Here is a 13133-nt window from a genome sequence, read left to right as displayed (position 1 = left end):
TCATTTTTGAAGAAAATATCAAATTTTTATTAGCTTTTTTATCCATTTTCCAACAAAATATAATAAATATCCTAGTGCTGCACCAATCGTATTAAAGATAACATCATCTATATCAGTAACGCCAGTATTTAACACAAACTGAAGCGTTTCAATAGATATAGAGATCAAAGCTCCTAATATGATCATTTGGAAAAATCCTACAGGCTTCTTTTTTAATGCCGGTATGAAAAATCCCATTGGTACGAACCACATAATATTACCATACAAATTGTAAAAAAAGTCTACTAAAGACTGGCCGTTGACCAATTTCATCGTTTCAATGAAAGGTTTTAAATTGATCTCCGACAATGGACGATGCCAGTAAAATTTGAATTGCCATAGAAAATAGCCATCCCGAAAAACTGTTAAAGCAAAAAGTAGGAGCACATAAAAGACAAAAACAACTAGCCAAAATTCATAGTGAAAACTAGTTTTCTTCTTCTTAAACTTTATCCACAAATACCTTAAAATTATGAAAAATAAGGTATACAATATTGCTTTATCCACAGCATAAAAAGAAAGCCTTATCAATGGAAAATGATTTATCCTAGTTGCATATGTTTTATATATATAAGCATACAAAGGTCCTAAAAATATCATTTTACTCATTCTTTCCCACTTTTTACCTATTACGTATTATACTAACAATTAAGTAATTTATTTAGTACTTTAAGATATATTTATTAAAGAATTTTTACAATAAGGAATTTTCAATGAACAAATTAAAAAACTTTTTGAGTAAGCGACTTGGTTTCTTAACACTTCTCGTTGTTACTCTATGGCTCAAAACTATTATAGCTTACTATGTCGACTTTTCTCTAGGCGTTACAGATCCGTTACAACATTCAATTTTGATCATCAATCCTATCGCCACGGCAATTATTTTATTGAGTATAGCGTTATATGTCAATCGAGCTCGAATTTCATATATCGTTATGGGCGTTATATATGTTCTTGAATCGGCCCTGCTCTACGGTAACGTTCTTTATTATCGTGAATTCAGTGATTTTCTGTCTTTCAACACGATTGCTGGAGCTTCAAAAGTCTCTAAGGGCCTTGGTGGTAGTGCTGCTAATTTGGTTCAAGGACATGACTTTATTTACGGTATCGATTTTATTATCATCGCCATTCTTTTACTGACACGTTTCATCAAAATAGATCCACGTCCAATGAAGAAATTAACAGCTGTAGCGACAACGATGCTGGGAATTTTTCTTTTTTCATTTAACTTGACGATTGCTGAAAGTAACCGACCACAATTACTAGGTCGAACTTTTGACCGTGCATACATAGTTAAATATTTAGGTTTAAATACTTTCTTAGCCTATGATTCAATTAAAACTGTTCAAAATAACCAAGTCCGTTCTGAGGCTGTCGGAACAGATATGGATGACGTTTTAGCCGAAGTTGAAAAAAATTATGCCAAACCAAATAAGAAGTATTTTGGCAAAGCCAAAGGTAAAAATATCATCATCATTCACTTGGAAAGTTTTCAACAATTCTTGATCAATGATAAAGTCAACGGTCAGGAAGTCACACCGTTTTTAAATAGTCTTTATAATGATAAAAATACTATGTCATTTGATAATTTTTATCATGAAGTTGGTCAGGGGAAAACTAGTGATGCAGAAAACATGTTGGAAACTGGACTCTTTGGTTTACCTGAAGGATCCTTGTTCACCAAACTCGGCAGTGACAATACTTTCCAAGCCGCCCCGGCTATTTTAGGACAAAAACAGGGTTATACAAGTGCCGTCTTCCACGGAAATACAGGAACGTTTTGGAATCGTAACTCCGTTTACAAAAATATGGGCTATGATTATTTCTTTGATGCCAGTTATTTTAATAAGTCTAATGATTCTAGTTTAGGTTTTGGTATCAAGGATAAATTGATGTTGTCCGAAAGTGTTAAGTATCTCGAGCAATTACAACAGCCGTTTTATGCTAAATTCATCACCGTAACTAATCACTACCCATTCCAATTACCCGATGAAGATAACGATGGCTTCACAGCTCCAGATACTAGTAACAGTACTGTCAACGGCTATTTTGAAACAGCGCATTACTTAGATAACGCCTTAAAAGAATTCTTTGACTACCTCAAGAGCAGCGGCATTTACGACAATTCAATGATTGTTCTTTATGGTGACCATTATGGCTTATCAAATAGTCAAAATCCTGATTTGGCTCCCCTATTAGGCATCGATACTGATGATTGGAATGACTTCAATAATTCTCAAATGCAAAAGGTTCCTTTTATGATTCACATGAAAGGACTTAAAGGTGGCATCAATCACACTTACGGTGGTGAAATTGATGTCCTACCTACATTGTTACATTTGGCAGGAATCAACACGAAACAATACATTCAACTGGGGACTGATCTATTATCTAAAGAACACAATCCAATCGTGATTTTTAGAAATAAGAATTTTGTCACCCCACACTATACTGTTCTCAAGGACAATGAGGGCAATCCACAAGTATATCGTAATAAGACAGGCGAATTGGTCGATTTGGATAAGGATCCAATTCTAAAGAAGAAAGTCGAAAAATGGCAAAAGTATGTCAATGACAAATTAAAATTATCTGATACGATCAACAATAAAAATCTCTTGAGATTTTACACGCCAAGTGGCTTTACACCGGTCAATCCTAAAGATTATGATTATCAAAATGAAATTGAGCGACTAGTTCAAACAAGAGATGCTCTCAATTTGAAATCAACAAGTGTTTACTCACAAAATAACAATAAATCAACTACAAATTTATATAATACTGACGCCCCAGAATTCAACGGTGACCGAACTTATATTGATAGTTGGTCCAGTATTTTGAAACAAGGCACCAAAGAAACAAGTAGATAGACTAAAGTCGGAGAATTATTCTTCGGCTTTTTTTATTGGCTTGGATAAAGTATCATTACTAATGGAATTACTTTATTATGAGGTCTAACATGGAAAAAATTAAATCCACATTAAACACACGTCTAGGATTCATGACCTTTTTGATCCTACTATTGTGGTTAAAAACTGTTCTTACTTATTATTTAGATTTTTCATTAGGTATTGAAAATTTATTACAACATTTTTTATTGATTGTTAATCCCTTTGCGACGATTGTTTTTCTAATGAGTATTGCTCTATATTTCAACAAGCCACTCATTTCTTATATCGTGATGGGGATTCTTTACGTTGCTGATTCAATTTTTATTTACGCAAATGTCCTTTATTATCGCTCCTTCTCCGATTTTTTATCTTTCAATTCAATCACTGGTGCAAGTAAAGTTGCTAAAGGTTTAGGAACGACAACTTTGGGAGTTGTCCAAATTCGAGATGCAATTTATTTAATCGATTTTGTGCTTATCATAATTTTATTTGCGTCACGCTTCGTGAAAATTGACCGCCGACCTTTCAGAAAATTAAATGCATTAGCTACATCTTGTTTAGGAATTATGCTCTTTTCAGCTGACTTAGCTGGTTCAGAATCTAATCGTCCTCAATTATTAGGCAGGACTTTTGACCATTCCTATATCGTAAAATATTTAGGAATCAATAGTTTTTTGCCCTATGATTCAATCCGCTCAGTTAAAAATGACCAAGTTCGCTCTGAAGCAACTGAATCAGAAATCGACCAAATTTTGGATTATACCAAGCAAAACTATGCCGAACCAAATAAGAAATATTTTGGCAAAGCTAAAGGCAAAAATATTATTATCATCCACTTAGAAAGTTTTGAACAATTTTTGATTGGTTTAAAGATCAACGGTGTTGAAGTAACGCCATTTTTAAACAAGTTATACAACGACAAAAATACACTTTCCTACGACAATTTCTTTAACGAAGTTGGAACCGGCAGAACTAGTGATGCTGAAACAATGCTAGAAACAGGACTTTTTGGACTACCTACGGGAACTTCAGTCTTTACCAAACTAGGAACTGAAAATACTTTCCAAGCTGCACCAGCAATTTTGGCGCAAAAAGAAGGTTACTCCAGTGCTGTTTTTCACGGTAATGTAGGTAGTTTTTGGAGTCGAAATCTTGTGTATAAAAATATGGGCTACAATTATTTCTTTGATAAAAGTTATTATGACACCGCCGATTCAGAAACGAATTCACTCAACGGTTATGGTATTAAAGATAAGATTCTCTTCTCTGAAGGTGTTAAATATTTAGAGCAAATGCAACAACCGTTCTACACTAAATTCTTAACTGTTACTAATCACGTTCGTTATCAATTTTCTGACGATGACAACGGTGATTTTCAATCTACTGATTTAGATGATGACGAAATAAATGACTACTTTAAAACAGCTCATTATTTAGATAAATCAATCGAAGAGTTTTTCAAATACTTAGATGATACTGGATTATCAACTAATAGCATGATTGTCCTTTATGGTGATCACTATGGTTTAGATAAAAATAGTGCCGGTGAAAGTCAACACAAAGAACTTGCTTCGAGATTGTTTAATCAAAATACTGACAATTGGAGTCAATTCAACGAAACCCAGTACCAAAGAGTTCCCTTCATGATTCATATGGATGGCCTAAAAGGTGGTATCAAACACACCTATGGCGGTGAGATCGATGTCTTGCCAACCATCCTCCATTTAGCGGGGGTGAATACCAAACAATATGTTCAACTGGGAACTGATTTGCTATCAAAACAGCACAATCAAGTAGTTGCTTTTAGAAAAAAGAGCTTCATTACACCGAAATACACCGTTTACCCAAATGACAATGGTGATGCAAAGGTTTATGAGAATAAAACTGGTGCTGAGATTCCGCTAAGGGATAATCCGGAATTGGCAATGAAAGTGGATAAGTGGCAAAAGCAGGTCAACAAAAAATTGAAGATTTCTGATGATGTCAACAATAAAAACTTATTACGTTTCTATACCCCAGCTGGATTTACACCAGTTGATCCATCGAAATATGATTATCAAAATCAAGTTGAGCAACTCGTCAAAGCACGCGATGAATTAGGTGACAAATCAACCAGCATTTATTCAAGAAATGGCAATAAGTCGACGACCAACTTGTACAATACCGATGCTTTACAACTCCAAGACGATCGTACTCCAATTGATGATTGGTCATATTTGAAAACAAATAAATAGAACATTTCATAATAAAAAAACGAGTTTGAGTATAACATTAGAGCAATGTTATGTCCCAAACTCGTTTTGTGTTTTTTCATAAATCAATGTTGCTATCACGTAAAGCCATGTCACCAAACTTATAATCATAATTACCCGGTTCATTGGAAAAAGATAGGTGATTTCAATTTTTAAACGATGATAATCTTGGGGTACTTGGAAGCGAACCGTCCCGCGCTTACTTTTGATTAAATTCACTCTCTGTCCATTTACTAATACGTGCGTATAACGATATGCGATGTATGGTAAATCAATAATATTATCCTTTTTAACGTCCTTCAAAATAAAAACATTCTCTTGCTGATTTTTTTGCGGCTTTTGATGTGATTTGTTCCCATCGATCATCAAGACGTGTCCTTCAATTGTAGATAATTTGTCTTGTGCATTACGTGGAACGTATTGTTCAAGATAATTTTCAGGGATTTTCTTTTCTTGGATCATCTTTTGACTAATTACCAAGTTATCATCAGCAATATATGAATCCACCAATGCTGATTTAAACGACATTCCCCACAAACCAATAATCGCCACTAGAAAAATTAGTGTGATTGGAATTTTCAATGAAACGGTTTTAATAATTTGGCCAATAATAACTGAAATAATTATGGAACCAAATAATGTCGTAAACATCAAGAAACGGAACGGAAATTGAATCACCTGAATTGGTGTTTTGTTAAAAATAGTCCACGGAAATACTTTTGTTGCCATCACAAAGGTTAAAATACTCATTAAATAAATTGCCTGATATTTTCGTTCCAGCTTTTTCCAGAAGAATAAACCAAATATCAAGCCCAGTAGAATAACCGTCCCCACATTATAAAGATGTCCTTCGAATTGACGACCACTTTCATTAAAAAAACTAGCCTGTACTAAGGCGAAAAAATCTTTTCCAATTAATTTTTGTGGACTGGGCATGCCATATTTTTGTGACAACGTTTCAATTACAAACGGAATACTAAAAATTGCCGTCATTAAAACAGTTGCAATAATTGCTTTAAACAAGTTTTGCAACCGATATTTGTTAAACTTCACTTGCTTAATAAAGATTAAGGCTATTAAAACAAACATTATTAAACACATCAGAGTAGTTAAAACGTGTGAAAGGACCACTAATGACATTCCGATGGCTAAAACTTGCCAGTTACGTCCTTTACCGAAGAACAGCTCATAAAATCCTAAAAAACATAATGGCAAAAAAACAGTTGCTAGAAATTCCGCCAATGCTGCTCTAGAAAAAAACTCAATCAAACGGTAAGTACTGAAGTTATACACTACAGCAAAAATGACCGCTTCAAAAGTATTGCCTGAAAATTTCTTCATCGAATAGTGTCCAATGAGAAATGAGACAAAAAAGTAAAAAGCTAATCCGAGGTAATAGGCAGCTATCCAATCACCCGTCAATAAATTCATCAAATAAAATGGTAACAATGTTAACCACGGATAAAACAGATTAATCCCATATCCCATCCGTCCAAAACCATCTAAAGCTACATTCGATCGTAAAAAACCATTTTGAAAATTATCACTTAAATTGATTATTCTCAAGAAATGATAGTAAGTATCATCCCCATACCAAACCACATCTGCTTTTATCATCTGATACATTAAAACCGTTAATCCAAAATAAAATAAAATATAAACAATTTGTCGAAAGTATTTTCGGTCAAGTAACATAACTTACCCTCCCATATAATCGATTATTCAATTTTATAACGTAAAATCGTCTTCAACTTGTCCGGTGCAACCCGGCGGGCGTCTGACAAATAAATTTCCCGATGAACCTTGGAGGCACGTTTCTTACCACTTTCCTCGACCAGTTGGTCCAATTTTTCAAAACTAGCTGGTTCATCATCGTACTTGCCAACGTGAAGAATTTGGCCGACTTCCATTTGGGGATATTCTTTAATTTCCAATTTTGGCAACAGTGGTAAATCCTTTTTTACACTTACCGACTCAATCGCTGATTTAATTATTTCATCAGGCACAAAGTCAGGCACACGAATCATGACATCATAAGCAAATTCATCTTTGTCTAAATAATCTAATTGTTGACCCTTTTTCGTCAACGACCAAACTCCTTCTAGTGGAAAAACTACATAATCGTCGAACTCAAAATCTTTATTGACTGCAAATTTCTTATAGGCCATTTTAATTCCGTAAGCGACCGGATAGAGAGTTTGAATTCGTTGTTGGAAACCATCTTTGTTGGGATCTCCAACACCTGGTAAAGAAATAAACCGTTGTTTCGGAACTGTCAGCAACACTGGCTTTTTCTTAGTCGAGTACAAATCTTTTTCTTGCTTGCGTGATTCATATTTCATTATTTCCACCTATCCTTTTTATACTAAAAATACTCCTAATCATAATTAATTAGAAGTATTTTTATTATTGAAACGAGTTGCACAAGCCAGACTCAGCCATATAGCTACATTCCCCAAATCACACACAAACTCGGTGCGCAATTCGTGGAATTAGGCTATCTGTCCGAGTCTAACCGGCTTGTTCCACTCTCTAATTATAATTATTCAGCTTTTTCTTCGTTCTTGTGTTCGAACCCTTCGTCAAAGAGTGTCACGATGAACGTCGTTCCTTCATTGAGCTTACTCTTGACTTCGATTTCGCCACCGTGATTCTCGATCAACTGATGAACGATCGACAAACCAAGGCCGGATTCACCATACTTACGATTCTTCCGCGATGGATCAGCTTTATAATAGCGATCCCAAATGTTTTTCACCTGATCCTCAGACATCCCAATTCCGGTATCAGAAATGGTAAAGACTGAAGCATGACGATCCTCATCACGCGTGCCATTGACAAAAATCTTGCCATTTTCCGTGAATTGGATAGCATTTTGAATGATGTTAAACATCACTTGAACGAATCGGTCGTAATCAGCAAAGGTCTTCAATTCGCCATCGTACTGCTTCAAGATCAATTCATCACCTGAAGCAGTAGCTTTTTTCTCCAACTGTGAAGTAATATCTTGCAATGGTTTATTGGCATCAAAGACTCGCTTAGCCATCGTGATTTGATTAGTCCGAATCTTTTCATAATCAAGATTTTCATTGACCAAACGAATCAAACGTTTAGTCTCATTTCTCATCAACTGGATACTTTGACCTTTCGACTCTTCAGGAATAGCATCATAAGCTAAACCTTCCAAAAGGCCATTGATAGTCGTCAGCGGCGTTCTCATCTCATGAGATGCATCAGCCATGAATTCCTTGCGTCGTTGTTCCTGGCGCTTAATTTCTTTATCTGAAGCTTCTAGTGACTTAACCATCTGGTTGAAATCATCAGCCAAATCATCCAATTCATCCCGATTCTTACTTTCGATATGAACTGAGAAGTCATTGTTGGCAACTTTCTTCGTCGCACCACGCAGACGGTTGATTCGATTGACTTGATATCTAGATAGTAAGAAACTCAAAATAACCGCTGCTAATAAGGAAATTAATAGGGCAAAATAAAGTCGACTATTGATTTCACCGATATTTGTCTGCAATTCTGAAACATCTGATCCTGCCCAAACGGCCGCAATCAATTTACCATTTTGGAACCACGGTGTCAGAACGTAAACATAACTTCGATTGTCGTCCTTTCGCAGTCGCGGATTTCCATCAGTATCTTGTAGTTTTTGGACATTACGAATCGTTTTGCCTTGCTTTAATTTCTTCCAATAAGACTGTTTTAAATGCAATTTAACATTGCTAGGTGGATTTGGATAGACTTGATTATTTTGATAATCAAAAATTGCAAACTGGACATTACGTTCTGACAGAACCTGTTCAACGGTTCGAATATTATCGCCAGTTATATTATGAATCTGACCAGTCTTCGGATCAGTTTTCAAAGCAATCTTTTCCAAATTTCCAGCATAACTTTCCAAACTCTTATAAGTTCGATTGTATTCCCAACTCGTAGCCGCACTAGTGACTGAATACAGAATAATCCCCAAAGTCGTCAGAATAACAACCAAAAAACTTATCATATTTTGATAGATTAGTTTCATTAAGCTTTAGCCTTTGCATCAGTATCGTCGAACTTGTAACCCACTCCCCAAACAGTTTCAATAACTTGTGGACCAACTTTTTCGATCTTTTGACGTAATTTCTTAATATGGGCATCGACAGTTCTTTCTTCCCCGAAGTAGTCGTAATCCCAAACTAATTCTAGTAGTTGTTCACGGGAGAAGACTTGTTTAGGTTTACTTGCCAAAGTCTTTAACAAATCAAATTCCTTCGGTGTCAAATCAGGAATTTCCTTATCATTTAAATAAGCTTCACGCGTACTTGAATTCAACTTGAAGAAACCTGTGTTGATATCAAAACCATCATCAGCTTCTTCAACTGTAGCATTAACTGAACTTTCAGCTAATTTCTCGGCCATATTTTCATCTCTACGATGAATTGCCTTCATTCTAGCAATCAAAGTGATGGGGCTAAATGGCTTAGTAACGTAATCGTCAGCTCCAAACTCTAACCCTAATACTTGATCACTTTCGGTATCGCGAGCGGTTAACATAATAATTGGCACCGTCTTAGATACCTTACGGATCTCCTTAGCAACTTCCATTCCGTCTTTTCCCGGAAGGTTTAAATCCAAAGTAATCATATCCCAGCCATCGGGGTTCTCATTGAACATGTCCATGGCTTGATTTCCATCGTAGGCAAAACTTGCTTCCCACTTCTCCTTTTGAAAAAACATCCCCATCATTTCGGAGACGGATTTATTATCCTCAATCATCAATATCTTCATTTAAATCACTCCATTGTAAAGTTAGACTATATCATTTAAGAAAAAATTGTTACCATGTTATTAGTATACAAAATTTATTTAGGTTGGTGATCTTTTGCAAACAAATTATAAAGGAACTGTCTTCTTCGATCTTGATGGAACCTTACTTAACGCTAAATCGGAAATCGATCCTGATGTAGCCGAAGCTACTCGTCAATTAAAAGAGAATGGTTATTTACCAGTCATCAATACTGGTCGTTCTCCAATTGAAATCGATCCAGTTCTTAATTCAACTGACATTGACACTTACATCACACTCGACGGTGCCTACGTTCAATCTGCTGGAAAAGTTGTCTACGAGAACAATATTAAACCAGAATTGATTGAAAAGCTTCTAAAACAAGCTGATGAGTTCGGCGATACAGTTAGTGTTCACACCGCCAGCGAGTCCTACTTGAATGCTGCTAATCCATTCGTTGAGGATTTCTACAAAAGTGTTCACCTAGACTTGCCAGAAATCGACCCTAACTTTTATAAAGGCCACAACGTACCTATGATCGTCATTGTTACAGCCGGAGACGGTTCTAATTACCAAGAGAAATTCGACGACCTAACTTTCTACAAAACTGGTCCAAGTTCTGTTGATACTGTCAATAAAGGTGTTTCAAAAATGAGCGGTATCAAGCACCTCTTAAAAGAACTCGACCTAGAAGACAAGCCAGTCTATGCTTTCGGCGATGGTAATAACGACTTACCAATGTTAGAATTTGCCGACTACAGTGTTGCCATGGGTAATGGTTTAGATTCTGTCAAAGCCATTGCTTCTTATATTACCACTGAAAACGTTAACGGTGGTATAGTTAACGGCTTGAAACACTATAAATTAATCTAATCGATAAAAAGGGAATGGTACACAACGTATCATTCCCCTTTTTTATCTGAAATGAGTTGCACAAGCCAGACTCTAGATAGCCCAACCGGCTTGCTCCACTCTCTATCCTATAATAACAACTTTTCCCATCATGTGGCCGGCTTCAACTAGTTGCGTGGCTTTTTTGATATTTTCCAAATTAAAACCATGGAAAACTTTTGTGACGGTTGAGTCAATCATTCCACTATCCAAACCATTAGCCAATTTTTCCAAGTAGGCTCCTTGGGTAGACATTGAATCTAATTTGAATTTAGCCTTAGTAAACATCCATTCCCAAGCAAAATCAACTGACTTTTGTTTCAAATCCATAATTTGCGATTCACGTAAATTAGTAATTGTCGCAAAGGTTCCAAATGGCTTGATCAAAGTGACAATTTCTTGCCAATGGGGATCGTTATCACTCAAACCTAAAATGTAATCGACGGTGTTGATCCCTAAATCATGAATTTGCTGAACTAAGTCATGATGGTGATTAACTACTAAATCAGCTCCTAAGTCTTTAACCCAATTGACCTTCTCGTCGGTCGAAGCGGTCGCAATTACTCTTAAACCGGCTAAATGAGCCAATTGAATGGCGATTGAACCAACACCACCAGCACCATTGATAATCAAAATAGTTTTTTTACGATTATCAGCTGCTGGATTTAAATGTAATTTTTCAAATAAAAGTTCACTGGCTGTCAAAGTAACTAATGGCATAGCGACGCTTTTTTCAACTGAAGTTTTTTTAGGAGCATGGGCTACGATTCGTTCATCAATCAGTTCTTCTTCTTGATACGAACCATCACGAGTGTAATCACCAGCAAAGAAGACTTTGTCGCCAACGTTAAAGTTTTCAACACCCTCGCCAACTTCTTCAACAACACCGTAACCGTCGTAACCTAAAATTTTTGGATCAGACAATTCCTCACTAATTTTCTTTCGGGTTGCGATATCCACTGGATTAATTGAAATTCCTTCAATCTTAACTAATAAGTCTCGACCAGTTGGATGCTCTCTTGTTTTATCAAATTCAACAAAGCTATCAAATTGATTATTAGTAACACCAAATGCTTTCATTTTTTCAACCCCTTTTATAATTATTTCTATTCTACAATAAAAATGGTTATCTTTGAAATTGTGAGGTTGCATCGTTCTTTTTGAAAGTAGGGGTTATCATGGCTTGAGAATGTACGGCAGCTGAGCATTTCCCAGAGCTGTTACTCCAGACCAGATACGAATCTACGCTGTATTTCCATAAATTCTGAATTGGATATAAGTTCCATTCAAAATTGATTGGAACCTGATTTATGGTCTGGATACGTTATAGAATTACTATTTCTAAACGAATGGAAAGTAAATAACCAAAAAGTGTGAAATTCAGTCCGGAATAGCAAAGAAAAAACAACATCTATTCAAAAATAGATGCTGCCTTTATAATACCTATTCAACTGTTAACCGATAATTTCTACTGTTGCACTAGTAATTCCGTATGAAGGAATCATGCTATTTGGCATGGCAACGTCGATTTGATATGGATTACTGTATGCAAATGTTCCTGTATCATTAACTGTTCGATACCAAACATCCCCTTGTGCAGTGGTAATCTTTAATCTTGAACCTCTTGGAATAACTCCTAGGTTTGTGGCTACTCCTGAGTAACCCATGTTTGACCCTAATACGGCTGGATCATAAAAACTGATTTTGAATGTTCCAACGTTTCTAGTTGTTGGTTGTTGTACTGTCTGTTGTACTTGTTGCGTCTGCTGAGTTTGAGTCGTTTGTTGAGTTTGATTTTGGTATTCAACTGGTGGCTCACTAGCTCCTTGCGTGATGGCAACTTGTGAAGTTTCTGATGATTCGTTTTCTACAACTTCTTCAGTTTCAACTTCATCCATATCCATGTTAGGATCTTTTTCACTGTATTCAATTCCAGGCATAAATTCTTTATTGTCTGGTAATGTAATTTTCTTATTTAGTTTATCGGCATTATCACTGACTTGTTCTTTTGTTTCCAAATTAGTCAATGTTTTTCTAAAATCCGTTGCATTACTTGTTTGGTCTGTTGTTGAATCTGCGGCATAAGCGACTGTGTATCCCATACCCCCTGTGACGATCAAACTAATAATAAGTAGTGCTTCTAATTTAATTTGCTTAAACAACTAATCTCTCCCCGGCTTTTCGTTTACCAGAAGACACTATACAAGATGAATATTTCATTTAGATTACACGAACAATAAAAAAATCGGCGTGTTAGTATTTTTTGTAATGTTCCTGTAATCA

10 protein-coding genes are annotated in these 13133 nt (G+C 35.8%); 3 read left to right on the top strand and 7 right to left on the bottom strand.

Translation table 11 applies throughout. The annotated features are described in order from the left end of the window. Positions 1–18: 18 nt before the first annotated feature. Positions 19–639 (bottom strand): VanZ family protein, encoded by a 621-nt coding sequence (locus tag U8521_RS02255; protein ID WP_334333420.1) that lies wholly within the window; start codon positions 637–639, stop codon positions 19–21. Positions 640–752: 113 nt separating this feature from the next. Between U8521_RS02255 and U8521_RS02250 the strand changes: the two genes are divergently transcribed. Both U8521_RS02250 and U8521_RS02245 read left to right on the top strand, forming a co-directional pair. Further along, positions 753–2906, top strand: a complete 2154-nt coding sequence (locus tag U8521_RS02250) for an LTA synthase family protein (protein WP_334333322.1) — start codon at positions 753–755, stop codon at positions 2904–2906. An 89-nt stretch (positions 2907–2995) separates the two neighbouring features. Then, on the top strand, positions 2996–5161 hold the full coding sequence (locus U8521_RS02245) for an LTA synthase family protein (RefSeq protein ID WP_334351727.1): 2166 nt from the start codon (positions 2996–2998) through the stop codon (positions 5159–5161). Between the two features lie 48 nt (positions 5162–5209). Here U8521_RS02245 and U8521_RS02240 read toward each other — a convergent pair whose 3' ends face one another. The 4 genes from U8521_RS02240 to U8521_RS02225 form a co-directional block, all read right to left on the bottom strand. Then, on the bottom strand, positions 5210–6874 hold the full coding sequence (locus U8521_RS02240; protein WP_334351726.1) for a 6-pyruvoyl-tetrahydropterin synthase-related protein: 1665 nt from the start codon (positions 6872–6874) through the stop codon (positions 5210–5212). 23 nt (positions 6875–6897) lie between these two features. Further along, complete coding sequence (locus tag U8521_RS02235) at positions 6898–7521, bottom strand: GyrI-like domain-containing protein (protein WP_334351725.1); 624 nt, start codon at positions 7519–7521, stop codon at positions 6898–6900. Between the two features lie 200 nt (positions 7522–7721). Then, on the bottom strand, positions 7722–9215 hold the full coding sequence (locus tag U8521_RS02230; protein WP_334333326.1) for an ATP-binding protein: 1494 nt from the start codon (positions 9213–9215) through the stop codon (positions 7722–7724). Further along, positions 9215–9961 (bottom strand): winged helix-turn-helix domain-containing protein, encoded by a 747-nt coding sequence (locus tag U8521_RS02225; RefSeq protein ID WP_334333327.1) that lies wholly within the window; start codon positions 9959–9961, stop codon positions 9215–9217. Before U8521_RS02225 ends, U8521_RS02230 begins: the two co-directional genes overlap by 1 nt. Positions 9962–10055: 94 nt before the next feature. On the opposite strand from U8521_RS02225, the gene U8521_RS02220 reads away from it, so the two are divergent. Then, positions 10056–10832, top strand: coding sequence for a Cof-type HAD-IIB family hydrolase (locus tag U8521_RS02220; RefSeq protein ID WP_334333328.1), 777 nt, complete (start codon positions 10056–10058; stop codon positions 10830–10832). A 102-nt stretch (positions 10833–10934) separates the two neighbouring features. On the opposite strand, the gene U8521_RS02215 is transcribed toward U8521_RS02220, so the two are convergent. Further along, a complete protein-coding gene (locus U8521_RS02215; RefSeq protein WP_334333329.1) occupies positions 10935–11930 on the bottom strand; it encodes a zinc-binding alcohol dehydrogenase family protein in 996 nt (331 codons plus the stop codon). A 374-nt stretch (positions 11931–12304) separates the two neighbouring features. Next, positions 12305–13012: a hydrolase gene (locus U8521_RS02210; RefSeq protein WP_334351724.1), complete on the bottom strand. Its 708-nt coding sequence runs from the start codon at positions 13010–13012 to the stop codon at positions 12305–12307. Positions 13013–13133: the final 121 nt, after the last annotated feature.

It is taken from the genome of Companilactobacillus miaonis, assembly GCF_036913615.1.
Classification (GTDB): Bacteria; Bacillota; Bacilli; order Lactobacillales; family Lactobacillaceae; genus Companilactobacillus.
This window is presented reverse-complemented; position numbering and strand designations above follow the sequence as displayed.